Origin of the sequence: Halomonas sp. ATBC28 (genome assembly GCF_005937175.1) — a bacterium.
GTDB lineage: Bacteria > Pseudomonadota > Gammaproteobacteria > Pseudomonadales > Halomonadaceae > Vreelandella > Vreelandella titanicae.
This window is the reverse complement of record NZ_VCQL01000001.1, coordinates 189,003-215,039: the sequence shown is the minus strand read 5'-3', so window position 1 is coordinate 215,039 and position 26,037 is coordinate 189,003. Positions and strand designations below refer to the sequence as shown.

Sequence of the window (26,037 nt, the reverse complement as noted above, 5' to 3'; positions counted from 1 at the left end):
CAACGGTCAGAAACAGCCCGTAGTGGTGGTTACATCTAGCTAGACGACTAGTCAGTTTTATATAAGCTGGCTAAGGCGTTACTGTCGCACCTCGTTGAGAATTTCTTCTGCTACATCGACCCTTACCTTACCAAGCTTCACCAACGCGTCGGCTACTTTCTCAATCTCGTCACCAACCGCACCTGCCATGACCGCAATATTTTTCGCATGGAGTGCCATATGACCCTTTTGGATGCCCGTCGTCGCTAGTGCTTTGAGTGCAGCGAAGTTCTGAGCCAAACCGACTGCAGCAATAGTGCAGGCAAGCCGTTCGGCAGTCGTTATGTTCATTATATCCAGCGCAATACGCGCTGTAGGGTGAGAGCGCGTGGCTCCACCAATCAAGCCTACCGCCAAAGGCATTTCAATAGTGCCGGTCAGGTTTCCGTCAGCATCGGCTTCCCATCGTGTTAATGAGCTGTACTGCCCCGTACGAGCAGCATAAGCATGGGCTCCCGCCTCTACGGCCCGACAATCATTTCCAGTTGCCAGTACCACAGCACTTACCCCATTCATGATGCCTTTGTTATGCGTGGCTGCGCGATAAGGGTCAATATCGGCGAAGTCATAGGCGGCCAATATGCCATCACGAACCTCTGCACCACCAATTTCGTCCAAAGCCCAAGTAGCCCGTGCTCTCGCTAACCGACGATCCGCCAAGTTGGACAAAATACGCAGATAGGTCTTCCCTCCCGTCCATTTTGCAATATGGGGGGCTACGGCTTCCGCCATGGAATTCACTGCGTTAGCGCCCATTGCATCACGAGTATCGACAATCAGATGGGTGACCACCATTGGCCCAGTGCGTCCTTTCAGAACACGCACCTCCATATCACGGAACCCGCCGCCGTGTTTAAGCAAGACCGGATCTGTTTCATCACATATCAACTGAACGTGCGACTTATGCTCTAGTATCTGCAAACGAGCGAATTCAGGATTCGGAACACCCAGCAACTGAACCTGGGCAATCATGTGAGAATTCGACATGTCTGTCTTAAAACCGCCGGTTGAACGGCACTGACGGGCTGCGTTACAGACAGCAGCTACCACCGAAGACTCCTCTGTCGCCATGGGCACTAGGACATCATGCCCATCTACCAGCATATTGGTCGCCACACCCAAAGGAATGTTCATGGTGCCAATGACATTCTCGATCATGGAGTCGGCTGTGGCTGAATCCAGGTTGCCCGTGTTACCCAGGTGCCTGACAACATCCTCGCTCAACCCAGTGACTTCCACTACCTTTTGTAGCCGCTCTTCAGGTGACATTTTGTGCAACCCTGGAATACGAGAAGTCGTTGTAGTCATTGTTTTTATCTCCTTTTTTAAGAGCGTACTGTCTGTGAAAGTTGTTCAGGCAGCCAAGTAACGATTTCGGGAAAAAGCATAAATAAAATTAATGCAATGAGCTGCAAAACTAAGAAGGGTACGATGGCCCGGTATACAGTTCCCATACCAATATCAGGTGGCAGTACTCCCTTTATGTAAAAAAGCGTGTAGCCAAAAGGCGGGGTGATATAACCCATCTGAGCAGTAATAAGGAAAAGCACTCCGAACCAGACCGGATCAAATTGAAAGGCGTTTATGATAGGTAAGAAGACAGGCACACATAAAAGGATGATGCCAATTTCATCCAGGAATAACCCAAGGAAGACTAAAACCAGCATCATGGAAAGCAGTACTAACCAGCGATTCATTTCAAGGTCTTGAATGAATTGTAAAAGCGAGTCCGCCCCGCCAGTGCCGGTGAAGATGGATACAAATACCTTCGCCCCAATCGTGATCCACATAATCATAGTGGTCACACGCAAGGTATCCATAGATGCAGCAGATAAGTTTTTAAATGTCAGCTGCTTCTGAAAGGCCGCTGAAATCAACGCCCCAACAACACCCACTGCTGCTGCCTCGGTGGGCGTGGCAATACCTGCATAGATACTACCCAGCACGGATAAAACAATCAGTACTGGTAGTATCAGAGCTTTAAGAGAACTCAACATCTCCCCTAGGTTTGTCTTTTCTCCAGACTGCCGAGGAGCTAGGTTTGGCTGGATAATTGCTCTCAGAATAATATAAAAAATATACAGTCCTGCCAGTATTATTCCTGGAACAATACCGGCAGCAAACATTTTGCCAACTGATATCTGGGCAGTAGAAGCATATACTATCGTAATAATTGAGGGGGGAATCAGAATGCCTAATGTACCTCCTGCACAGATTGTGCCCAGTGCTAATCGCTGGTCATAACCGCGCTGTAGCATAGATGGCAATGCGAGGATGCCCATTGCCGCAACAGCCGCCCCAACAATGCCGGTCATCGCCGCCATCACCGTACAGATCGCCACGGTACCGACGGCCAATCCTCCCGGCAAACGTCGGAACCAGAGCTCCATTGCACGATATAACGCTTCAATAATACCTGAGCGCTGAAGCACGCTTGCCATCAGCACATAGAGTGGGATAGCCAGCAAGATGTCTGATGTCATTGCATCAAAGGTTTGGAGAACGGTCAGCACTAGTGCATCAGCTCCCCACAGTATGACTGTGAATAAAATTGCCAAAAATGCCAGTACAAATGCTAAAGGCATCCCGCTGAGCAACAATACCAACAGTGAGACAAACATCATTGAAAGGACAAGAGTAGAACTCATGCTTTCACCTCTTGACCTTGAATACGCTTAACTGCCCAAATAATTTCAGCCAGCGCTTGCATGAGAAGCAATAAAAAAGCGATCGGAATAAGCGCTTTCACCGGCCAGACGGGGGGATTCCAAGAGGTAAATGAAGTTTCACCACTTGCGTAGGCATTCAGCGCTATAGGTAGGCTCTGATCTATAAAAATCACCGTTACTACAACAATCAGCGCATATGTTAGACAGTCTACTAAGCCTGCCAACTTAAACGGCAGTTTACGGTAAAGTATGTCAACGTTGACGTGTCCAGCAGTATGTAGAATATAAGGGCCAGCCAGTAAGAAGTAAGGGCCAAATAATAGTGTCGCAAGCTCCATAGCCCAGGTAGTGGGTGCATTGAAAAAATAGCGGGACACTACTTCGTAGCTGATGACGGCCACCATAATGAAGACAAAAGCCGATACAACCGTGGCCACCCAACGGTTAAGAGCCGTTATAAGGCGGCAGTAGCCAAGAAGAACAGCCATAATTGAACCTCGATGGGAAGGCAATCCGGCCTATTACCGGATTGCCAGCGCGCGGAACCGTAAGGTAGGAACTCAGTCAATCAAGCCAAGTTCTTGCATGAATTCGATTTGGCTATTGAGAATTTCGTTAGCCAATTCGTCATCTCCAGCCGCTCTCCTCCATGCATTCATCGCGGTCGGGCGCCCTTCTGCAATGAGGTCGGGGCTCAAATGGGTGATCTGTACGCCTTGCGCTTCGAACTCTTCGAGAGCAACAGTATCCTGGGCAAGGATGTGCTGCCGTAAAGAAGACGAAATCTCACGGGCAGCCACTTCCAAGGCCGCTTTGTAAGAGTCAGGTAAACTATCGTAAGCCGCTTGGTTCGCTACATAACTGGTAGCTGTCGTGGGTTGGTGAAAGCCAGGTACAGCTATATATCCGGCCACTTCTCCCAAGCCTGCTTCAAAATTAGCGGTCAGGTCGCCGCGATCGGCAAGATCAATGACCCCTTTTTCAAGTGCTTGATACACCTCTGCCGTAGGCAACCCTGTCGTAGACACACCAAATTCGCTCATCACCGTGCTGGCCAAGCCAACGAAACGGCCTTTTTTGCCATCCAGATCATCCAGAGATTCGATAGGAAATTTAGAATGGATGGGTTCTTGCCCATAAACCGTAGGTGCAATGTAATAGAGACCAGCTGACGCATAGGCCTGACGAGCCAGCTCAATTCCCCCTTTCTCATAGAACCAAGCTTCGTACTGGTCAGATTCAGGAAAACCAAACGGTACTGTGCTGGTGAACGCGAAAGCAGGTATAGAACCTGCTTCATAGCCGTCAAATGTCTTCATCATCTGGAAAGCACCTGCACGTACAGCTTCAAATGCTTGGGCCGCTGGCACTAATTGTCCACCGGCAAACAATCGAATTTCAAACTTCCCATCAGTTAATTCGGACACCCGCTCTACAAATTTTTCTTCGTATTCATAGGGCGTCGTCCCCGCATCCCAAAGCGCCTGCATTCGCCAGTTTACGCTGGGCAGATCCTCGGCAATAGCAATAGAAGGAGCCACACAGGCTGTCATAGCGGACACAGCTGCGATCGTTTTTAAAAAGAACCAGCTTTTATTTATGGTTGTTAAGTTCACGATGCTCTCCATGGTGAATGGCAGTGCTATTAGCGCTAACTAGAGACTGCTGCATCACCGATTATTGTTAGAAATAAAACATACTCTTATCTTAAGTTAGGGTGATAGAGAAAACTGGACAAGGTACAATATTCAAAATTGACCCATGTACTGTACCCTTTAATTAATGGGTACAATTGAGCCTTTTATGAAGCAAAAACCAACTCGAGCACAACAAGTCGCCAATACAGTTATTGAGCGCATTGAGCAGGGACAGCTAACGGCGGGGACAAGATTACCCTCCATTCGCAATGCAACCCTGAGCTTTGGGGTTTCAAAAAATACTATAATTGATGCTTATGACCGCTTAGTCGCGACTGGATATATCAGCCCTCGGCGCGGTTCTGGCTTTTATGTGGAAGCAACCAGACCAGCTCACCCAGCTATCAAGCCTGAACATTTTACTGAAGCGGTCGACTTGGTTTCTCTATTAAGAGAACAATTGAATCAGCATTATGAAGTCAGAGCCGGAGATGGACGCCTGCCGGCAAGTTGGATGGAAAGCTCGGACATACGCCGTTATTTCAAACGCAGCAATCAGGATAATGACGCCAGAGATGAGTTCGAATACGGCAACCCTCAGGGATTGATCGGCCTGCGAGAAGATATCGCCAGAACGCTAAACGATCGTGCAATTAGCGTTCATCCAAATCAAATCTTGATGACGTTCGGCGCCAACCATGCACTCGACCTGATTGTTAGGCATTTTGTAGAGCCCGGTGAAGTGGTGCTAGTTGAAAGCCCTGGTTATTACCCAATGTTTGGTAAATTACGCCTACAGCGTGCCAAAACCATCGGCATCACTAGAGGACCTCAAGGGCTGGATCTCGATATGCTGGAACAGAGTATCCGGGAATACCGGCCAAGGCTTTTGTTTGTTCAGCCTATGGCTCACAACCCTACCGGCACATCCATGTCTCTCCAGAATATGCATGCCTTATTACGTATCGCTGAACAGCATGATTTAACCATCATTGAAGACGACCCTTTTGGTGATATTCTCCCCCGATCAACGCCTCACCTTGCTTCGCTCGATGGCCTTAACCGAGTCATATACGTTGGCACTTTTTCCAAAACGCTATCTGCCAGTATGCGTTGTGGCTACATTGCAGCTAATCAGACGCTGGTTCGGTCACTGATTGATATTAAAATGCTCACGGTGGTTACCAGTTCAAGCATTATTGAAAGGATGATCCATGAAATGATCATTCATGGTCGCTATCGTCGCCAAATGACTCGTTTACGCGAAAGAGTGGCCAAGGCTAGCGCAGCAGCGATCTCCTCGTTGAAAAATATTGGTTTCAACCAAATTCAGCCACCCACCGGGAGTTACTACATTTGGTGCCCTTTACCAAAAAGCGTAGACGGCCTTGAGCTAGCAAAAAAAGCCTCTGCACAGGGGATTTTCCTAGCACCTGGAAATTTGTTTACTTTAGGCAATGACGAGTCAGGGTCAGCTCTTCGAATCAATATTGCTCTAGCGAATCACCCTTTATTACTAAACTTTCTAAAGGAAGAAGCACTGAGCTAGCTGTTTAAAACCAATGCAGCTATTGCATTGACACTAACTTTCAAGAGCGCGACGACAGCGCAACCCCAATACAAGTCGCCACGCAAACTTGTTGCTACAGCAAGCGGCAGCCTGGAAAATATGCCACTCATTCAACCATGCTGGCCTCGACCTGGGATGACCAGATTAGCGAAGTTGCAGGGTTTGTGGCGGCTATCCAATTGCTCTGCCAGAATGCCGTCCCAGCCGGTGCGGCAGGCGCCGGTTGAGCCAGGCAGGCAGAACACTACCGTGGCGTTGGCTAAGCCGCCGAGGCAGCGGCTCTGGATGGTGGAACTGCCAATTTCCTCACCACTTAGCTGACGAAAGCGTTCTCCAAAGCCTTCGATGCGCTTATCCAGCAGCACCGAGATGGCTTCAGGGGTAGAGTCACGCCCAGTGAAGCCAGTGCCTCCGGTGGTGATGACTACCTGCACATCCGCCTCGGCGATCCAGTTCGCGACCACCGCACGAATACGATAGACATCGTCAGGCACTATGCGCTTTTCAACGAGAGTATGACCGGCGTTGGTTAGCCGCTCGACCAAGGCTTGACCGCTGCGATCCGTCTCTTCCGTGCGGGTATCCGAGACCGTGAGTACGGCTATGTTGAGGGGCACCATTGGCTCACTCATTGACGTCACCCTTGTTTGGCTGCTTTCTTTTTGGCGTGGTGAGCTTCCCAGGCCGCCATTTGCTCAGGCGTAGCGGGCGGCTGGTAAAGCTCCTTCCACTCGCTGTAAGGCATACCGTAAACGTACTCGCGGGCCTCTTCGTAGTTGAGGCTTTCATCCCGCGCTTCAGCAGCGCTAACCAGCCATTTCGATAAGCAGTTGCGGCAAAAGTCCGCCAGAATCATCAGATCGATATTCTGGACATCTTTGTTATCGTCCAGATGCTGTAGCAAACGCCGAAACGCGGCGGCTTCAAGCTCGGTGCGCGTGGTTGGGTCTAACTCATCAAACGCTGACATAACCGTTCCTCTCATACATGGCTTGGGTTATTTAATAACTTAAGGTGAAGCATAACAAAAGACACCGCCGAAAGGCGGTGTCTTAGCGACCATTAAATGCTTATTAACTGGTTCGCGTTGCCGACGGTTCACTGCTGCCGCCAGATGACTTGCGGGCCGCCACCTCTTGTTCCGATAGCGTTTGGTCTTTGACCTCTTCGTACCAAAGATTATGGTGCTCTTTGGCCCAGGTCTCATCCACATAGCCCGTGGTCATACCTTCTAGCGCGCCTTCGGTACCCAACGTGCCGATATAGATATGGCCGAGGGAAACCGCCGTAAGCCCCAATGCGCCCACTGCGTGGATAATATTGGCCCACTGCATGGTGTCACGGCCCTGGTCGAAGTTGGGGAAGTCGAGCACGAAGCCACTGGCAACCACTAAGATTCCCACCGTCGCTAACAGCCAGTACCAGGCTTTTTCACCACCGTTGGCAAAACCAGCATCCACATGCTTTTTGCCAATCATACCGCCGCCTTTCTTGAACCATACCCAGTCGTGCTTTTTGGGAATATTGTCTTTGATCAAGCTGAACAGCAGGATCACCAGCAGAATGCCAAAGATCGGCCCCAGGTAGTTATGCAGCACTTTTGTCGCCGCAATCATCCAGGCCCAAATCCCATCGCCAAACAGTGGGCGGAACACGAATTTACCGAACAGCAGCGTCATCCCAGTCAGCGCCAGAATGATAAACAGCGTTGCTACCGTCCAGTGCAGCGCGCGTTTCATCAGCGTCCAACGCAAAAGTAGACGCCCCGTGCGTGGCGCCTCAAGCTCTTTACGCCCGACAATGAAGTAGAACAGCGCGATCAGCGCCGCCATGCCAAATACCGCAATCAAACCAAACGGCGACACCCAGCGGTTGCGAATCTGCCGCCAGGTTTCACCGCTTGCATTGATCAAGCTGTAGTCGCTTTCATAACGCGAGTCACGGTAGTTAGGCCCGGTCTCTCCACTACGTACCTGACGCCACTGGTCGGCGGTAATGCCGGGGGCAGCGGTGTTCATTTCACGGTCAGGATCCGCTTGAGCCAACGCCACTTGCGTGAAGCCGAGGCTAAGCACCAGAGCAAACGCCACCAACATAAAGCGCCAAATACCCAGGGCGAGCCCTTTACCTGAGCGTGGCACCCCACCGGATGCCTGTGCAGTCAACAGGTTCATGACACGCCTCCTTACCCTTTATGGGCAGCATCATAGGCTAGGTTGTCGGCACTGGCCTGAGGGTTATTAGACCAGGCGCCATCTTTGTGCCCGCGATGGACAACACGCTGACGGAAGATATCGGCCACGTCTTGGGCATCACCGGCAAGCAGCGCTTTGGTGGAGCACATCTCAGCACACAGCGGCAGTTTACCTTCGGCAATACGGTTGGAACCGTACTTCTCGTACTCCTCTTCTTTGCTTTCGGCCGGGCCGCCCGCGCAGAAGGTACATTTGTCCATCTTGCCGCGCTCACCAAAGGCATCCTGCTGGGGAAACTGCGGGGCGCCAAACGGGCAGGCGTAGAGGCAGTAACCACAGCCGATGCAGAGGTCTTTGTCGTGCAGCACGATGCCGTCATCGGTTTTGTAGAAGCAGTCGGTGGGGCACACCGCCATGCAAGGAGCGTCGTCACAGTGCATGCAGGCGACGGAGATGGACATTTCATCCGCTTCACCGTCGTTGAGCGTGACCACGCGACGGCGCTGAATGCCCCACTCGACATCGTTGGCATTTTTACAGGCGGTGACGCAGCCGTTGCACTCAATGCAGCGTTCGGCGTCACACATAAATTTCATTTGAGCCATGGTGTTCTCCTCATGCCGGTGCGGGATGGCTCCCGCACCGCCGTGCTGTCAGGTCGGTCGAAGCTTAAGCCCGCTCAATGCGGCAGATGGTGCACTTGGTCTCTTGCATCAGTGTCACCGGGTCATAGCCGTAGGTGGTGGCGGTATTGGCCGCCTCACCAATGATGTACGGATCAGACCCATCCGGGTAACGGTCACGCAGGCTTTCGCCCTGGAACATGCCGCCAAAGTGGAACGGCATAAACGCTACGTTACGATCGACGCGAGGAGTGACCAGGGCTTTGACCTTCACACGGCCCCCTTCTGCCCCTTCTACCCAAACATCGTCACCATCTTTGATGCTGAGGTCGTTGGCGTCCGCCGGGTTAATTTCGACAAACATCTCCTGCTGCAGCTCGGCAAGCCACGACATGGAGCGCGTCTCTTCACCGCCACCTTCATACTCAACCAGGCGCCCAGAGGTGAGAATCATTGGATACTCGCCAGTGTTGTCGCGATCCTGAATGGTTTTGTACATGGTCGGCAGGCGCATGATGGAGTCGAAGTCGTCCCAAGTAGGGAAGCGTTCAACCAAATCGCGACGCGTGGTGTAGAGCGGCTCACGGTGCTTCGGCACTTGGTCGGGGAAAGTCCAGACCACAGCGCGTGCCTTGGCGTTGCCGTAAGGCGCGCAGCCATGCTCAATGGTGACACGCTGGATACCGCCAGAGAGGTCGGTTTTCCAGTTTTTGCCTTCCGCCGCCTGTTTCTCTTCGGCGGTCAGGTCGTCCCACCAGCCTAGGTCTTTGAGCAGTTGGTCGTTGAACTCTGGATAGCCGTCGTCGATATCGCCCCCCACCGGCGCTGAACCTTCCGCCAGAAGGTTGACGCCGTCACGCTCGATACCAAAACGGGCACGGAAGCCCATGCCACCTTCCATCACCGGCACGCTGGTGTCGTAAAGGTTAGGCGAGCCTGGGTGGCCGAACTCTGGCGTGCCCCAGCAGGGCCACGGCAAGCCGTAGTAATCACCGTCCGCCGGGCCGCCCTCTGCGCGCAGATTCTCGAAGCTGAACGTGTGCCAGTTTTTCTGGTGCTCTTTGAGGCGTTCGGGGCTTTGCCCGGTGTAACCGACCGTCCACATACCGCTGTTGATTTCGCGCAGAATGTCATCGATGAGCGGCTCGTCGCCGTTCATCTGGTAGTTCTTGACCAACTCATTACCGAAGCCCAGCTTACGAGCAAACAGGTACATGATTTCGTGGTCGGGCTTGGACTCAAACAGCGGCTCAATCACGCGGTCACGCCACTGAATCGAGCGGTTAGTCGCGGTGACACTGCCTGTGGTTTCGAACTGGGTGGCCGCTGGCAGCAGATACACGCCGTCGCTACGGTCATGCATAACCGAAGCAACGGTGGGATAAGGGTCAACGATGACCATCATCTCAAGCTTCTGCATCGCTTTTTGCATCTCGACGCCGCGAGTCTGGGAGTTAACCGCGTGGCCCCAGTAGAACATTGCTTTCAGCGCGGTACGCTGGGAGATATTCTCGTCCTCTTCGAGCACGCCATCGACCCAGCGCGATACGGTAATACCGGCAGTGTACATGGGCTTACCATCGGCATACTCGGTATCGTCATAGCGGCCTTTAAGCCACTCATAGTCGAGATCCCACACCTGCGCCCAGTGCTGCCAGGCACCTTCCGCCAAACCGTAGTAACCAGGCAATGAATCGCAGCCAAGGCCCAGGTCGGTCGCCCCCTGTACGTTATCATGGCCACGCAGGATGTTAGCGCCGCCGCCCGCCACACCGATATTCCCCAGCGCCAACTCAAGAATGCAGTAAGCGCGGGTATTATTGTTGCCGGTGGTGTGCTGGGTGCCGCCCATACACCAGACCACACAGCCAGGCCGGTTGTCGGAGAGGCGTTTAGCGACATCGTACATCTCGGCTTCGGGGACACCGGTGACTTCTTCTACAACGCTGGGCGGGAAGTTGGCGACTTCAGCGCGTACTTCATCCATACCGTAAACGCGCTGATTGATGTACTCGTTGTCTTCCCAGCCATTTTCAAAAATGTGCCATAACAAGCCCCAAATATAGGCGACGTCCGAACCGGGACGTAGACGCACATATTTGTTGGCCTTGGCGGCAGTACGGGTAAAGCGCGGGTCGGCGACGATGATGTCGCAATTGTTGCGCTCTTTGGCGATCAGGATATGCTGCATCGCCACCGGGTGCGCTTCACTGGGGTTGGAGCCAATGAACAGAATCGCCTTGCTGTTATGCATATCGTTGAGCGAGTTGGTCATCGCTCCATAACCCCAGGTATTCGCCACGCCCGCCACAGTGGTGGAGTGGCAGATACGCGCCTGGTGATCGGTATTGTTGGTGCCCCACAGCGAGGCAAGCTTGCGCATTAAATACGCCTGCTCGTTGCTGAACTTCGCCGAGCCCAGCCAGTAAACGCTATCCGGGCCGTGCTCTTCGCGCAGCTCAAGCAGTTTGTCACCAATCTCGTTAATGGCGTCATCCCAGCTCATACGCTCCCACTCACCCGCGACCAACTTCATCGGGTACTTGAGGCGCCGCGTGGAGTGGCCGTGCTGGCGTAGTGAAGCGCCTTTCGCGCAGTGCGCACCCCGATTGATAGGGTGATCAAAAGCGGGTTCTTGCTTAGTCCAAATGCCTTCTTGAACTTCGGCGTAAACGCCACAACCTACCGAACAGTGGGAGCAGATGGTGCGTTTTGTCTCGACCGGCGAGTCCAGCACGGGGGTTTTGTCGGCTGCTTCTGAGCGCTGCATCATGGGCGCACTCATAAAGCCAACGGCGGCCATTCCACCAGTGGCTGCACCGCTGCGTTTGAGGAACTGGCGACGGGAAATACCCAGCCCTGAGGCCTTGGGGGTGTCTGTTTTGCGAGTTAAGCGCATGGCAAATCTCCTGGCATTCCGCCGTCAGTCACGCAGCGAGGCGTAATAAGCACGGACGTGATCGGTCTCACGGTAGTTAACCGTTGGTTTTTCGTTTTTTACCGGGGCAGTGTCAGCCTGTGCCAGAGTGACATGACCGACTGCTGCCGCGGCGCCAGCAGCGGCGGTTCCCAACCCAACGGTTTTCATAAACCGGCGGCGCTCAGCGTTGTGTGACGGTTGCATGGGTTTCTCCTCTTGCATGCTTTTTTGTGCGGGTCTTTTTTTGCTGTTTCTTTTATGAAGCCTGCGTTAAGGCTCAAGAATACGCACTGGCGTATGGCCCGCATCAACCCTCAAGCGAGCCTGTTCGCTCTCCATAAAAGCGCTACCCAACTGCCCCAGCGCTGCATAGAAAGCGGTGTCTACCTGCCCCAGGTCGGCAAAACAGCTGGCCGCCCAGGGGGCTAAATGTTGGCTAAAGAAATAACCCTGCTCAGAGCTTTCGGCGTCGATCAGCATCGCCATCACTTCACACAGGGCAGCCAGATGATCTTCCGGATCCCGGGTATGCTCACTGCGTTCAAAGCCAAGCACTTTTAGGTCTTGGCGCAGCGCCACCAGCGCCGCCTCCATCAATTCGCCGTTGCGGTACCAGGAGGCGTAGGGCACCACCTCACCTTGAATCACACCGACCAAGTGACGAAAGTGAGCTCGCTGCAGTCTCTCAGCATCCGCACCGTTGGCCGCTACCGCCAACGACTGCCAGCACTCTGCTAGGCGGCTACCATCTTGCTCGATAGTTAGCTCAGCCAACCAGTCGAGTAGTTCTGGATCTGGCGCTTGGCGCAGTAGCGTGGTTAACAGCCGGTAGATATCGGCGCGTAGCGCATCCGCTTCTTTGAGCGTAGGCAGTGCATCCGTCATCGGCTTATACCTTCAGTTGCGCGTCAGGGTCGCGAATCATGGTTTTCCAGACATCTTTTACCCGGCAGTCTTCGCACATTTCCAGGCGGATCATCGCCTCGCCGGCGAAGTAGGGGTGGTTAGCCAACTTCTGTTTAATAGTAGCGACCGTGCTGACAGTGGCGAACGGCTTACCGCAGTTGATGCACTCAAAAGCGGCTTCTTCGTGGCAGATGTGGCGCGTTTCGCGGACATTGGATGCCAGGAAGCCGGGCATCAGAGTAATCGCATTTTCCGGGCAAGCCTGCTCACACAAGCCGCACTGCACACAGTCCGCTTCAAGAAAGCTCAGCGCGGGCGTTTTGCCGCCTGATTTTAATGCCGGGGTCGGGCAGTTGCTGACACAGGCGTGGCACAGCGTGCAGGCGTCGCTATCGACTTGAATGGCGCCGTAGGCAGCGCCTGCCGGTACGGCAACCCGCTCGCCGCTGGGGTTACCCAATTCAGCCAGTCGAGCCAGCACGCGGTTCAAACGCGCACGCTTTTCTGGCTCAGGCAGGCTTAGCGGTGACTCTGTCAACGGGGTGAGTGCCGGTAGCGCATCCCGGCCTGCATCATCGGCTCTCTCGATCAGCTTTACGCGAGCGCGATCATGACCTAAGGCGTCTAACAGGGCGTGCGCTTGGGCGAGCTGGTCGGTCAAAAAGGCGCTTAAGCGGGCGGGCATATTGGGGTGCAGCTGGATACGCACTTCGGCGGCCCCTGAGGCCAGGGCAGTTAACCACTGGTCGTGCCCCGCTGCTCCCAGCTCCTCAAGCGGTGCATCGATGACATGACCTGCGGGCACTACGCCCGCTGCGCGCTCAGCATCTTGGGAATCATGGGTAATAAAACGCAGCACCGGCGCTTGACCACCCGCTTCGCGGTAGGCGCCCAGCCAAGCAGAGAGCGTATCCTGCTGGCGGCGCGTTTCCGGTAGGCGAAATTCGATAGCGCCAGTGGGACAGGCACTGGTGCAACTGCCCACGCCTTGGCAGAGAAAGGGATCAATCTCGATGTGAGATTCAATCCGCCCCTGAATGCTGGAGATGGCATCCGCAGGGCAAACATCCAAACAGCGGGTACAGCCAATGTTGCCGCTGGTAGAGTGGGCACATAAGTCGCTATTGACCTGAAAATAACGCGGCTTGTCGAATTCGCCCACCAGCCCCACAAAGTCGTCGAGGATGTCGTTGCGCTGCTCGACATTCTGCCACTGCATTACCACATAGCCAGGCGGTGGTAATTCCACCGGTAGGCAAGGAGAGGCATTTAAATCCAGGACTAGGTCAAACGCCTCTCGCTCGATCAGCGCACGGGCAAGATCAAGCGGCTCATCACCACCAATTACCGCTTTGAACATGCCCAAATGGCCGCTAATGTGCAGCTTTTCAGCCTGGGCATTAGTTAGCGCCTGGGTGGTGAGGATCTCGGTCGCAGCGTACAATTCGCTATCATTCACCTCTTCGTCAACATCTACGCTGTTGGGCGCGGTGAAAACCAGCGTCAATGAAGCCAAACCACGCCCTTGCAGAATACGTGCGGCTTGCCGAGTATCGCGCTCACTGCCAAGCAGTAGCGCATGACCACGGCTGTGATAGGTCACATTGGCAGGCGTTAGGTTAGCGGGCCAGGAGATACGCTGGCGTACCGTCTCCCGAGCCTCGGCATTACGCTGGTCGTCTAGCGACGCCAGTTGGATTCGTTGGTTCATGCGTTCTCACGGTCAGTGAATAATTCTTATTATAATTTTGAGTTATATGATTTAACTATTGTGGCATAACAATGCGTAGAAGCTAAGTTCAGCCTATGGCGAAATACGTATTTTGCCAAATTAATTACCGTCAACGCTGCCAACGCTGGCGACGACCAACACACCCAAGATTTTGATTTTTTATAACTTTATTACTAATCCCATGTTTTCATCTTAGTATCAGATAAATAATCAGACTGGTCGTCTAGCAAGGTGTTTTCTACAGTTTTGACACCATCATCGCGAGGTGTTGAGGAGTCGTCCTCTAGCGCGACCGGCTTCTCACTTGTTTGCTCGTTCTCTGCCAACTCTTTTGGAGACTCGGGCTCGTCTAACGGCTTATCAACCGCCTCTTCCACTTTATGCGTCCAGCGGCGCAGTTTGCTGGCGAGCTCGGAGTCCATGGGCTTTAACAGCTGATTGTAGTCGGCATCATAGTCATCCAGGCCGTCGCGAACGTTGTAGTTGCCGGTGGCCCACAGGCGTTTCAAAGCACGCCGCCGCAGGGCTCCGCTTACTCCTGGCACCATAAAGGCGCTGAAGTCGCTGCCCGCTTCCAGCGTTTCAGGGTCGGGCAAGGTGTGGTCTAAGCTGCCAGGCTTAGGTGCTGGTTCTGAAGGCGATTGTTCTGCAGGAGACTGTTCTAGTGATGCCTGCTCTGGCGCTTCCTGCGCGGCATCAGGTGAAATATCCGATTTGGCCGCCAGTTCCTCAACGGGCTCTGTAACCGGCGGCGCATCTTGCTCTTGGGGAACGTTGCGTTTTAGGCGCGACCAGCGCTCTAGGCGGCTCATTGCGGCTGCTCCTTGGTGGGGGTCTCTTTGGCGCGCCCCGCTCCTTTGCGTTTTTTCTTGCGCATCTCCATCGGCGCTTCGCCGTGGCGTGCGAGGTAGCTCTCAATCCAGACCTGAATGGCCATGGGCATTGGTGCTTCGAGCACCTGCTGCTCACCGTCCATCCAACCGGCTGCCACGTCCTGACTAGCGGTAATCGCATCAGGTTTGGGTGTTTGCCCAGTAAAACCCGCTCGCACAAATAGCCGTGGGGTGGCAGACGTCAGGTTGAAACGGTAAGCAGCACGCTCGGTCATCGACAACTGCAGGTTAAGCACATTGGGGCCCTGATCACTCAGGGTAAGCTCTGCAATACGCCACTGGGTTAGCGTAAAGCTTTTCACCTGCTTAGCCTCGGCGACCAGGGTGATACTCAGTGAACGTAAATTATCAGACATCGCGTTAAACCCCTTAGCGAAGTATCTAAGCACAGCACTTGAGCACAGTACTTAAGCGAAGCACCTAGACTTTGAACGGATAGCAGTCGAACAGGTAGACAAGTAAGCCTCTCCAGCGCCATCATCGTCAACTCTGACCTTTTTACTCAGGTATTTTATCAGGCTCAGATGCTTTCATATCAGCAGCGAGGATTGCGGATGCACGCCCCTCAGTTAAGCCGAGCCCGCTTACCGGCCACTACCGAGATCAGCATCGTTGACGAGTATGGCGATGCACGCCAGCAGGCGATTGCCGCTGAAAGAGCGTTGACGGTCTACCTCAACAAGCGTGAAATTGTCACTTTGATGACCTTGGGTGACGACCCGGAGGCTCTGGTGGTCGGCTATCTGCGCAATCAGGGGCTGCTGAACGCCGCGGCTGATTTAGAGGCCGTGCAAGTCGATTGGGAAGTAGAAGCCGCGGTAGTGATTACTCGCCATCTGCCCGAGGATTTAGAAATACGCTTAAGCACCCGTACGGTCACCACCGGCTGCGGCCAGGGCACGGTATTTGGTAAACTGCTCGACCAAACCGCTCTCACGGCGCTGCCCGATACTCAATTGGCACAATCCACGCTTTATCAGCTGCTGCAAAACCTTAACGCCTACAACGAGACCTACCGCAGCGCTGGCGCCGTTCATGGCTGCGCGCTGTGCCAGCAAACCGACGTACTCGACTTTGTTGAAGACGTAGGACGGCATAACGCGGTGGATACCTTGGCGGGGCGCCAATGGCTACAACAGGCCGACAGCGCCAATGCGGATATTTTCTACACCACTGGGAGACTGACTTCCGAAATGGTACTCAAAGTGGCACAAATGGGCATTAGCGTGCTGGTTTCTCGCTCAGGCGTCACCCAAAAAGGCGTCGAACTGGCCGAACGCTTCGGCGTGATGTTAATTGCCCGCGCCAAAGGGCGCCATTTCCAAGCGATCAACACCCAAAACCGTTTAGCCCTGGACGCTATTCCACCGCGCCCATCCCATGCCCGTTCATCGCAAGAATACCGCTCATCAAAAAAGGCAAGCTCATGATCCCTACTCACGACCTCACTGGCATGGTTCTCGCGGGCGGCGAAGGGCGCCGAATGGGCGGTCGTGACAAAGGGCTGGAGCCTTTTGCGGGCCTGCCACTCGTCGGCCATGTGGTGAAGCGCCTTGAAGGTCAGGTGGCCGAGCTACTGATTAACGCCAACCGCAATGCTGACGCCTACCGCTTTTTTGCCGATCGCGTTATAGCGGATGTTGTAATGGACGGTGCCGAAGGCGGCTTTAAAGGCCCTTTGATGGGGATCTATAGCGGCCTGCAGGCGGCAAAAACGCCGTGGCTACTGGTCGTTCCCTGCGACTCCCCCGCCCTACCTGACGATTTAGTGGCGCGCATGGTACAAGGTATTGGCCAGCATGATATCGCTGTGGCTTTTGATGGCGAACGGCTGCACCCGGTAGTTGCACTACTGCGCACCTCGCTGGCCGATGATTTGGCCGCCACCTTGGCCGAGGGCGAGCGTAAGATCGATCGTTGGTACGCTCGCCATGCTTGGTGCAAGGTTGATATGTCGGACTGCCCTGATGCCTTTGCTAACCTTAATACTGAGGAAGAGAAGCTGCACCTGGAAAAAGTACTCATGGGTTCTTCGAGCAAGGAGGTGAAATGACCCTCTCCTGCTTTGATCTTGGCGAGCAGATGCTCAGCGTGGACGAAGCGCGTCAGGCGCTCGCCACCTTGATTGAACGCCCGCTGGGCAGCGAACGGATTCCGCTGGCGCAGGCTCATGGTCGCCGATTGGCCACAACCGTGAAAGCCCCCATTAACGTGCCGCAAAATACCAATGCGGCCATGGACGGCGTAGCGCTAGCCTTGCCCAGAGAAGGTGTTGGAGCCAAGCAGACCCGCTGGCCGTTGGCTGGAGAGGTGTTGGCCGGTCAGTATCGCCGCGAATTAGTACCTGCCGGTCACTGTGTACGCATCACCACCGGTGCCCCACTGCCGCCGGGCACCGATACCGTGGTGATGAGTGAACAGCTCCGCGAACCGTTAGATGAGCAGCCTGGGCATGTGATCATCGAGTCGCCAGAACTCCTCAAACACGGCCAACATGTTCGCCAGGCCGGTGAGGATATTGGCCTCGGCGACACGGCACTGCCTGCGGGAGCACGGCTCGATGCGGCGGCCCTAGGGCTTTTAGCGTCGTTAGGTTACGCAGATGTTGCCGTATGTCAGCGCCCAAGGGTGGCGATCTTTTCCACTGGCAATGAAGTCGCTGCTCCCGGTGAGCCGCTGCCCAAAGCAGGTATATACGATGCCAATCGCTTCACCCTGATGGGCTTGCTTGCCGAACACGGCGCCGATGTCATTGACCTGGGCATTCTCCCAGACGATTTAAACGCCATTAAAACGGCCCTTGAAGACGCTGCAGAGCAGAGCGATTTGGTAATCACCAGCGGCGGTGTTTCCGTTGGCCAGGCTGACTTTACCCGTGAGGCTCTGGAACAGTTAGGCCGCCTAGCCTTCTGGCGGGTAGCGCTGCGACCTGGGCGCCCCATGGCTTGCGGCTGGCTGGGTGAAAAGCGCACACCGTTTGTTGGCTTGCCCGGCAATCCAGTGGCGGTCATGGTAACCTTTCTACAGTTTGTCTCGCCGCTGCTGGATCGGCTGTATGGGCAGCCGACATCAACACCCCATCGCCTTACTGCGATTGCCGACACCGCCATAAAAAGTCGCTTGAAGCGCACTGACTTTATCCGTGGCGTTTACCATACTGATAGCGAAGGACGGTTACTCGTGCGTAGTACCGGCGCCCAGGGTTCGGGCATTTTAACCTCGATGGTGGCTGCTAACTGCTTGATTGAGCTTGCCGACGACCAGGCAGGCGCCCAGCCAGGCGAGGTAGTCAGCATACAACCACTAACGGGATGGCTATGACCGAGCAACGACCCGCACAACCACAAGCTAATCAGCAGCGATCTGTCCAGCCAGACGCTGACCAGCAACTGATCGACGACTTTGGTCGGCGCATTAGCTACGTGCGCATCTCGGTCACCGATCGCTGCGATTTCCGCTGCGTGTACTGCATGAGCGAGGAGATGACGTTTCTGCCCCGCGCCCAGGTACTGACGCTGGAAGAGATCGCCATGGTGGCGCGCGCCTTCACTGAGTTGGGGGTCGAGAAAATTCGCCTTACCGGCGGCGAACCGCTGGTACGCCGCGGAATTGAGCAACTGGTCGATGAAATCGGCGCCATGCCAGGCCTTAACGACTTCACCATGACCACTAACGGCGCCAGCCTACGCAAGCACGCCAAGCAGCTTTACTCAAGCGGTCTGCGGCGGCTGAACATTAGTCTGGACTCGCTAAATGCGGAGCGCTTTAAGCAGCTCACCCGCACCGGCGATTTAGCCAAAGTGATCGACGGCATTCATGCCGCCCAGGAAGCGGGCTTTAAACGCATCAAGCTCAACGCGGTGATCTTAAAAGGTCGCAATGACGACGAAGTAATAGACCTGGTCACCTTTGCACGCCAGGAAAACCTCGATATTAGCTTTATCGAAGAGATGCCGCTGGGCGATGTTTCTGACCACTCACGGGCGGAAACCTTCTACTCCAGCGATGACGTTCAAGACTTGATCGAAACGCGCTATCCGCTGATCCCCACGACCGAAACCACACCCGGCCCATCGCGCTACTTCAAGATGGCCGATAGCGACAGCCGGGTTGGGTTTATTTCCCCCCATAGCCACAACTTTTGCGATACCTGTAACCGGGTGCGCGTGACCGTGGAAGGCCGTTTGCTGCTGTGCTTAGGCAACGAACACTCGGTCGACCTTCGCGCCGTGCTACGCCGTCACCCCGGTAATATGCAGGCGCTAAAAGAGGCGATCATCAACGCCCTGCCGCTTAAGCCAGAACGCCATCACTTCACCACCGATGGTGATGTGCAGGTAGTACGCTTTATGAATATGACAGGGGGCTAGGCGTTGGCAGCGTCAGAACGGTTGGCAAAAGTGCCGGTGCATATCATTACCGGCTTTCTAGGCAGCGGTAAAACAACGCTTATCCACAGCCTCATCGAACAGAAGCCTGTGGATGAAACCTGGGCCATTTTGGTCAACGAGTTTGGCCAAATCGGCATCGACCAGGCGATGTTTGATGCCCGTGACGATGTGGTGGTGAAGGGCCTTCCCGGCGGCTGCCTTTGCTGCCAGCTCGCCTTTGTACTGCAAGCGGCGCTGGTGAATTTACTCGCACGCAGCAAGCCTGATCGCGTCATCATCGAGCCCTCAGGCCTTGGCCACCCGGCAGGTCTGTTGGATCTACTGCGAGGGGAAGCCTTCCAGGAAGTGGTCGAGGTATGCGATATTATTGCTACTCTCGACCCACGCCGATTAGATGACGCCCGCTCCCGAACGCACGACACCTTCCGCGACCAGCTCGATATGGCCGATGCCGTGGCACTCACCATGCTCGACCAGAGCACGCCCGAGCAGCTCGGCGCCGCTCATGCGTTTGTGGCACAGCGCTGGCCGCCGCGTAAATGGGTGCAGGAAGCTCCCCAAGGCGAACTACCCATAGGACTGTTGACCCAGAGCGGACGCGCCGAAGGGAGCGATATCAGCGTACCCGCAAACCATCAACAGTTGGCGGCAACACCCAGCTTAGCCGGGTCTTTTTTTGATTTTCCGCCCCCGCCCGGCAAGCCCCAGCGTGAAACCGGCACTTCGCTGGGCTACACCAGTACGGGATTACGTTGGCACCCAAACGAGCGCTTCGACCTGGATAGCTTGGCCACCTGTTTGGGAGAACTCCCCAGAGAGGCACGCATTAAAGGCGTGTTTCATACCGATAGCGGCTGGAAACGCTTTAACCGCGCCGGAGGTACACTGAGCGTTGAAAGCAGCGCGTGGCGGCAAGACTCCCGGCTGGAAGTTATTCTTCCCGATACAAGCCCCGCTCTCGATATCGAAGGCCAACTCCGCTTACTGACGCTGGGTTAAGCGCCCGTAATCAATCTCTCGATGGCCTCTGCGGTAACCGGCCGCCCAAACAGATAGCCTTGATAAGCGTGACAGTCGTGCGCCAGTAGCCACGCCTGCTGCGCTTTGGTCTCTACGCCTTCTGCAATGACCTCTAGATTGAGGCTCTCTGCCAGGGCAATGGTACTCTCGACAATCGCTGCGTTGGCTTGGCTTTCGAGCACCTGCTGCACAAAGGATTGGTCAATTTTCAGTTGATCCAGCGGCAGTTGCGCTAAATAGGCCAGGGACGAGTAGCCGGTGCCAAAATCATCCAGAGAGAAGCGTACACCGCGCGCTTTAAGGGCAAGCATTTTATCTCTGGCGTCGTCTCGCGCTTCCACAAACAGTGACTCGGTCACCTCCAGTTTTAGCCGCTGAAGCGGCGCCTGAGTGCGCGCAAACACCCCCTCTACACGAGCCAGAAACTGCTCATCGCGAAACTGAAGCGGACTAATATTCACCGATATGGTCAGTTTGCTTAGCCGTGGATGCTGCGCCCAACGCGCTAATTGATAGCAGGCATCTTCCAATACCCATTCGCCTACATCGTTTATCAGCTCATTGCTTTCCAGCAGCGGAATGAAATCGCCTGGTGAAACAATGCCGCGTTCAGGATGATGCCAGCGCAGCAGCGCCTCAACGCCAGTGATCACGCCATGGTGATCCACTTGGGGCTGATAATAGAGCTGCCACTGCTGGCTGGCCTGCGCTTGGCGCAGATCCGCTTCTAATTTCACATGGGCCAGAAGCGCAGCCTGCATCGAGGGGTCAAAAAAGCACACGCCATGGCGGCCGTTGTTCTTAGCCTGAAAGAGCGCCATATCTACCTGCTGCAGGTAGTCATCCACGCCGTACTCATTGCTGGCCATGATCGCAATACCAATACTCCCCGTCACCGTGATGCTCTCTTCGGCCAGAGTGATTGATTCGTTAAGAGTTGCCAGCAGCTTGTGCGCAATACGCTCTGCCAGCCGGGTGGTTTGAGCGTAATTGCTATCCACGCCTTCGATTAATACCGCAAATTCATCGCTTCCCAGCCGCGCCAAGGTATCGGTATCGCGCAACATCTGCCCCATTCGCCGAGCAACGCTCTGCAATACTTGATCCCCCGCATAGTGCCCCAGAGTGTCATTGATTTGCTTAAAGTTATCGATATCGATAAATAGCAGTGCGCCGCAACGCTGATGGCGCTGAAGCTCTTTAAGGGCATTACCTATGCGATCCATAAACAGCCGCCGGTTGGCCAACCCGGTTAAGGTGTCATAAAATGCTAGCTGATGAATCTCTTGTTCAGCGGCTTTACGCTCGCTGATATCACTCATGGTGGCTACGTAGTGAGTTAAGGTGCCCTCAACGCTGTAGACAGCGCTAATGGTTAGCCACTCGGGAAACAGTTCACCATTCTTACGCTGGTTCCATATCTCGCCTTCCCAGTTGCCGGTTTTGATAACACGCTTCCATAAACGGCGGTAAAAGGCGGCGTTTTGTAGCCCAGAGCTAAACATGCGCGGATTGTTACCCACTATCTCCGCTTCGCTATAGCCGGTAATGCGGCTGAAGGTCTCATTCACCTTAAGAATGATGCCCTGTGGATCGGTAATAAGGATGCCTAAGTGCGTCTGGAAGGCGGCAGCGGCGATTTGGGCCTCGGCACGGGCCTGTTCACGCTCCTCAATACGCTGACGTAGTTGATGCGACAACGCTAAACGATTCAGGTAGTGGCGCGCCCCCCAAGCACCCAGCAGGGCAATCACTGCCGTCACCAACATTAAAATCAAAGCACGCTGCCGCCAGGCCGAGAGCAATTCGTGAAGATCAACGCCAACCACAGCCAGCATCGGATACTCGCCTACTCTCAGCATGCGAAACAGCCGTTTGCGGCCATCAATAGGTGAGTCAATGTTGATTGACCATGTGGACTCACCACGGGTAAGCCACTCGGCCGTTTCTGGGCTCTCAATTTGACTGCCAATCGAAAATGGCTTTTCGGGGGTCGGGTAGCGAGCAATAAATTTTAATCCGGGGTCGACCAGGGCAATGCTCTCGCCGTCATAGACACTCATCTGCTCCAGGGCGTCGGCAAACACTTCAGGTACAATGCTAGAGATGACCACCCCAGCAAACTCGCCGGACGAGGTTTCTAATCGTCGACCATGGTACAAATAGTAGCGTTGGTCACTGATAGACCAGTAAAGCGGGGTAATCAGTTCTTCTTGTCCTGCTTGCTTAAAGGCATTAAACAACGTCGTATCGCTGATATCAGCACCTGCTCTTCGGCTGCTGCGGCCACTCGCCATTACTCGACCTTCAGCGCTCAACACAGCGATTTCGTCCACCATGGGCACATACAGGGTCAGGTTTTCTAGCGAGCGCTGAAGGGCCTGGGCATTATCGCTATCTGGCATGCCTTGCAGGGTTAGCATCTCAGCAAGCCCAAAAAGCGCTTGCCCGCTTTGTGCAAATACGCCTTTTGCCCACTCAGCAACCACATTAGCGCGGGCGGTAATCCGCGACTCGGCGGCCTCAATTTCTTGCCGATACTGTTCACTCAGCAGCCAGCCGAAAAGCACCATCATGACAAGCAGTGCTAGCAGATATAGCGCAATCACATGGCGGCGCTGTTGGCGATAAGTCTTGGTGGCTTTCAATACATCATCATTTACATCATTGGAGGTAGCGGACATCGCGCAGAAGCCTTATTCAGGTAACCCAGGGGGACACCTGATACAGTGTAAAAAGTAACTAAAAATGATACATAACACGCGCTGACACGTGGCTTTATCCGATAGTGCCGCGGTGCTTTTAGGATGTATATCAGTTTTTATCACCGTTAATGCCCTGAAAAGCGTGACGTTATGCATGGATAGCCAATCTACCAGGAAATTGTTATGGCATCGCTGGGCCAAATGAGCGACTACGAGATACGCCTAATCCGTATTTTTAAGACGGTCGTTGAGTGCGGTGGCTTTACCGCGGCGGAAACCACGCTGGGCATTAGTCGTTCGGCGATTAGCCAACACATGAACGACTTGGAGGGGAGGCTGGGGTTTTCGCTCTGCCAGCGGGGGCGTGGCGGGTTTAGTTTAACCGAAGAGGGTAAAGAGATTTATCAGGCAGGGTTAACGCTACTGACCGCGCTTGAAACGTTTAAAAGCGACGTTAACGCGCTGCATCAAACGATCAAAGGCGAGCTGAATATCGGCATCACCGACAACCTGGTAACGCTACCCGCCATGCACGTGACCAACGCCCTGGCAGAGCTTAGCGCGCCGGAGCATGAGGTAACGCTGCACATTCATATGGAGCCTTCTGACGCGGTCATTAGAGGCGTCATGGATGGCCACTTGCACGTCGGCGTAGTACCTGCAGTGAACCTGCCCACCAGCTTAGAAGCGCGGCACCTTTACGACGAGCCATCGTATCTTTACTGCGCGGCTGGCCATCCGCTGTTTACTGAGGATGATGATACGCTTAGCTGTGCAGATATCGCCCAACACTCGGCTATTTCGCCCCGCTATCCGCTACCGGTTGAGGCCCGACAGGCGCATGATGCGCTAAGCCTTCGTGCCTCAGCATCCGACCGAGAAGGCGCCGCTTTTTTGATTCTTACCGGGCGATTTATCGGCTTTCTGCCTGAACACGTAGCTGCACAGTGGGTGGCAGCGGGCAAGATGCGAGCGTTGCATGCCAACACGCAGCACTACCGCATCCCCTTTGTGCTGATCACCCGCCACGACCGCCGCCCCAACCGAGTGGTCGATGCGTTTCTACGCTTAATCAAAAGCAGCTAAACCCGGCAGTATGTTTAACGCTGCTCGGTTGCCTCATTGGCCATTATCGGCGCTGGCCCCGCCTGGGGCGATGACGCCAACACTTGGCTTGCCACATAGTAAACAATTGCCCCCAGCGCCGAGCCGGTAAACCAGCCGTAGTCGTAGAACCAGTTCATGGTGCCAGTTAACAGCGATAGCAACGTAAGCGCCACTGGCACGCCAAAGGCGATAAAACCCGCGATGTTCACCGCAGGATAAGCATGGTTATCCATATACAGGCTGGGCACATCCAAACGCTGCTTTTTGATCAGGAAGTAGTCCACCGCCATGATGCCCGCGATGGGCCCCAGCAGGCTGGAGTAACCCAGCAGCCAGTTGGAGTACATCTGCTCCAGAGAAACCCCTGGCGGAATAACGCCCGCTTTTTGCAGCAGATCGTAGCCCATCAACAACACGCCCACCGCGCCAGTCATCAGCACGCCGCGCGTCTGGTTAATCAATTTGGGCGCAATGTTCTGAAAATCGTTGGTAGGCGACACGATGTTAGAAGCCGTATTGGTAGAGATCGTGGCGATAATGATCAACAGCATCGCCAGTACCACCCAGAAGGGGCTGTCGATATAGCCAATCAAACGTACCGGGTCGGCAACGGTTTCCCCTACCAGCGTTTCGGAAGCAGCGGTTAACACGACACCGAGTGCGGCAAAGAAAAACATCGTTAGCGGCAGCCCAATCACCTGACCAACGATCTGATCTTTTTGGCTTTTGGCAAAGCGACTGAAATCGGGAATATTCAGCGACAGCGTGGCCCAAAAACCCACCATGGCGGTTAAGCCCGCGAAGAAGTAGCCGTATACCGATGCCCCTTCAGGCCGCGACGGCGGCTGTGCCAGTAGTTCGGACATCGACATATTTGGCCACGCCCATATCATCAGCCCAACACCAACGGCTAACAGCAGCGGTGCGGCGAAGGTTTCCAACCATTTAATCGACTCTGCACCACGAATCACCACATAGAGATTCATCGCACCAAAGACAAAAAAGCCGATGACTTCACCAACACCGCCCATCGCAGCCCAAGCGGGAATCAACTCGGAGAGCAACAGATGAATGGCCAAACCGCCAAACATGGTTTGAATACCAAACCAGCCGCAGCCGACCAGGGCGCGCACCAGACAGGGTACGTTGGAACCTAAAATACCGAACGAAGAGCGTAAAACCACCGGAAAAGGAATACCAAACTTCGTACCGGGAAAGGCGTTTAAGGTAAGAGGAATCAGCACGATCACGTTGGCCAACAAAATGGCAAACAACGCCTCCCCCACGCTCAGCCCGAAGTAGGCGGTTAATACCCCGCCTAGGGTGTAGGTGGGCACGCAGATCGACATGCCTACCCAGAGTGCCGCAATATTCCACTTACTCCAGGTGCGCTCGCTGGCCTGGGTAGGCGCAATATCCTCATTAAAGCGCGAACTACTGCGTACATCGTCCCCTACATCTAGCTCTATCAGCCCACCTCGATCCACCATCTGAGAGGTTGTTTCGGTCATTTTTTATCTCCTCAGCATTGCGTTATTGCGCTGCCTAGCTCCCACGGCCAGTGGAGCTTTTCAAAAAGGCGCTTAGAAATCATGGCTTTTAGAAACCATTGTTTTTCAAAACCATCGTT

23 protein-coding genes are annotated in these 26,037 nt (G+C 54.4%); 7 read left to right on the top strand and 16 right to left on the bottom strand.

Going from position 1 to position 26,037, the window contains the following annotated elements; all coding sequences use genetic code 11:
- Positions 1–78: 78 nt before the first annotated feature.
- The 4 genes from E0L35_RS00980 to dctP form a co-directional block, all read right to left on the bottom strand.
- On the bottom strand, positions 79–1,356 hold the full coding sequence (locus E0L35_RS00980; RefSeq protein WP_258955994.1) for a hydroxymethylglutaryl-CoA reductase, degradative: 1,278 nt from the start codon (positions 1,354–1,356) through the stop codon (positions 79–81).
- 8 nt (positions 1,357–1,364) lie between these two features.
- Positions 1,365–2,687, bottom strand: coding sequence for a TRAP transporter large permease subunit (locus tag E0L35_RS00975; RefSeq protein ID WP_138799346.1), 1,323 nt, complete (start codon positions 2,685–2,687; stop codon positions 1,365–1,367).
- Positions 2,684–3,196, bottom strand: a complete 513-nt coding sequence (locus tag E0L35_RS00970; RefSeq protein ID WP_027957017.1) for a TRAP transporter small permease subunit — start codon at positions 3,194–3,196, stop codon at positions 2,684–2,686. The genes E0L35_RS00975 and E0L35_RS00970 overlap by 4 nt, the downstream gene beginning before the upstream one ends.
- Before the next feature lie 72 nt (positions 3,197–3,268).
- Positions 3,269–4,324 (bottom strand): TRAP transporter substrate-binding protein DctP, encoded by a 1,056-nt coding sequence (dctP, locus tag E0L35_RS00965; RefSeq protein WP_249362063.1) that lies wholly within the window; start codon positions 4,322–4,324, stop codon positions 3,269–3,271.
- A 187-nt stretch (positions 4,325–4,511) separates the two neighbouring features.
- Here dctP and E0L35_RS00960 point away from each other — a divergent pair, with 187 nt between their 5' ends.
- A complete protein-coding gene (locus tag E0L35_RS00960) occupies positions 4,512–5,894 on the top strand; it encodes a PLP-dependent aminotransferase family protein (protein WP_138799344.1) in 1,383 nt (460 codons plus the stop codon).
- A 131-nt stretch (positions 5,895–6,025) separates the two neighbouring features.
- Here E0L35_RS00960 and moaB read toward each other — a convergent pair whose 3' ends face one another.
- The 10 genes from moaB to E0L35_RS00910 form a co-directional block, all read right to left on the bottom strand.
- Positions 6,026–6,547, bottom strand: a complete 522-nt coding sequence (moaB, locus tag E0L35_RS00955) for a molybdenum cofactor biosynthesis protein B (RefSeq protein ID WP_022521835.1) — start codon at positions 6,545–6,547, stop codon at positions 6,026–6,028.
- A 5-nt stretch (positions 6,548–6,552) separates the two neighbouring features.
- Entirely contained in the window at positions 6,553–6,885 is a 333-nt protein-coding gene (locus E0L35_RS00950; RefSeq protein WP_088701875.1) for a DUF1244 domain-containing protein, read from the bottom strand.
- 103 nt (positions 6,886–6,988) lie between these two features.
- A complete protein-coding gene (locus E0L35_RS00945; RefSeq protein WP_138799343.1) occupies positions 6,989–8,089 on the bottom strand; it encodes a formate dehydrogenase subunit gamma in 1,101 nt (366 codons plus the stop codon).
- A gap of 11 nt (positions 8,090–8,100) precedes the next feature.
- The gene (gene fdh3B, locus E0L35_RS00940; RefSeq protein ID WP_022521832.1) at positions 8,101–8,715 is read right to left on the bottom strand and encodes a formate dehydrogenase FDH3 subunit beta; all 615 of its coding nucleotides are present in this window, start codon (positions 8,713–8,715) and stop codon (positions 8,101–8,103) included.
- A gap of 64 nt (positions 8,716–8,779) precedes the next feature.
- Positions 8,780–11,632, bottom strand: coding sequence for a molybdopterin-dependent oxidoreductase (locus E0L35_RS00935; RefSeq protein WP_009285876.1), 2,853 nt, complete (start codon positions 11,630–11,632; stop codon positions 8,780–8,782).
- A gap of 24 nt (positions 11,633–11,656) precedes the next feature.
- On the bottom strand, positions 11,657–11,857 hold the full coding sequence (locus tag E0L35_RS00930) for a twin-arginine translocation signal domain-containing protein (protein WP_022521831.1): 201 nt from the start codon (positions 11,855–11,857) through the stop codon (positions 11,657–11,659).
- Between the two features lie 66 nt (positions 11,858–11,923).
- Positions 11,924–12,538 carry a molecular chaperone TorD family protein gene (locus E0L35_RS00925; RefSeq protein WP_138799342.1) on the bottom strand — a complete coding sequence of 205 codons (615 nt, stop codon included), beginning with the start codon at positions 12,536–12,538 and terminating at the stop codon, positions 11,924–11,926.
- Between the two features lie 4 nt (positions 12,539–12,542).
- Entirely contained in the window at positions 12,543–14,270 is a 1,728-nt protein-coding gene (locus tag E0L35_RS00920) for a 4Fe-4S dicluster domain-containing protein (RefSeq protein WP_138799341.1), read from the bottom strand.
- A 194-nt stretch (positions 14,271–14,464) separates the two neighbouring features.
- A complete protein-coding gene (locus E0L35_RS00915; protein ID WP_138799340.1) occupies positions 14,465–15,103 on the bottom strand; it encodes a DUF3306 domain-containing protein in 639 nt (212 codons plus the stop codon).
- Complete coding sequence (locus E0L35_RS00910) at positions 15,100–15,540, bottom strand: DUF3305 domain-containing protein (protein ID WP_022521827.1); 441 nt, start codon at positions 15,538–15,540, stop codon at positions 15,100–15,102. The genes E0L35_RS00915 and E0L35_RS00910 overlap by 4 nt, the downstream gene beginning before the upstream one ends.
- A gap of 198 nt (positions 15,541–15,738) precedes the next feature.
- Here E0L35_RS00910 and E0L35_RS00905 point away from each other — a divergent pair, with 198 nt between their 5' ends.
- The 5 genes from E0L35_RS00905 to E0L35_RS00885 are packed head-to-tail and all read left to right on the top strand — an operon-like array spanning position 15,739 to position 20,574.
- Positions 15,739–16,614, top strand: a complete 876-nt coding sequence (locus tag E0L35_RS00905; RefSeq protein WP_138799339.1) for a formate dehydrogenase accessory sulfurtransferase FdhD — start codon at positions 15,739–15,741, stop codon at positions 16,612–16,614.
- Complete coding sequence (gene mobA / locus E0L35_RS00900) at positions 16,611–17,237, top strand: molybdenum cofactor guanylyltransferase MobA (RefSeq protein WP_009285880.1); 627 nt, start codon at positions 16,611–16,613, stop codon at positions 17,235–17,237. Before E0L35_RS00905 ends, mobA begins: the two co-directional genes overlap by 4 nt.
- Positions 17,234–18,505, top strand: a complete 1,272-nt coding sequence (gene glp / locus E0L35_RS00895; RefSeq protein WP_138799338.1) for a gephyrin-like molybdotransferase Glp — start codon at positions 17,234–17,236, stop codon at positions 18,503–18,505. The genes mobA and glp overlap by 4 nt, the downstream gene beginning before the upstream one ends.
- Positions 18,502–19,554 carry a GTP 3',8-cyclase MoaA gene (gene moaA / locus E0L35_RS00890; protein ID WP_022521823.1) on the top strand — a complete coding sequence of 351 codons (1,053 nt, stop codon included), beginning with the start codon at positions 18,502–18,504 and terminating at the stop codon, positions 19,552–19,554. Before glp ends, moaA begins: the two co-directional genes overlap by 4 nt.
- 3 nt (positions 19,555–19,557) lie before the next feature.
- Entirely contained in the window at positions 19,558–20,574 is a 1,017-nt protein-coding gene (locus E0L35_RS00885) for a CobW family GTP-binding protein (protein WP_138799337.1), read from the top strand.
- Here E0L35_RS00885 and E0L35_RS00880 read toward each other — a convergent pair.
- Positions 20,571–23,279: an EAL domain-containing protein gene (locus tag E0L35_RS00880; RefSeq protein ID WP_027957025.1), complete on the bottom strand. Its 2,709-nt coding sequence runs from the start codon at positions 23,277–23,279 to the stop codon at positions 20,571–20,573. The genes E0L35_RS00885 and E0L35_RS00880 overlap by 4 nt on opposite strands.
- Before the next feature lie 204 nt (positions 23,280–23,483).
- On the opposite strand from E0L35_RS00880, the gene E0L35_RS00875 reads away from it, so the two are divergent.
- Complete coding sequence (locus E0L35_RS00875) at positions 23,484–24,386, top strand: LysR family transcriptional regulator (protein ID WP_138799336.1); 903 nt, start codon at positions 23,484–23,486, stop codon at positions 24,384–24,386.
- A 14-nt stretch (positions 24,387–24,400) separates the two neighbouring features.
- Here the strand turns inward: E0L35_RS00875 and E0L35_RS00870 are convergent, their stop codons facing one another.
- Positions 24,401–25,918, bottom strand: coding sequence for an NCS1 family nucleobase:cation symporter-1 (locus E0L35_RS00870; protein WP_009285884.1), 1,518 nt, complete (start codon positions 25,916–25,918; stop codon positions 24,401–24,403).
- Between the last annotated feature and the right edge of the window lie 119 nt (positions 25,919–26,037).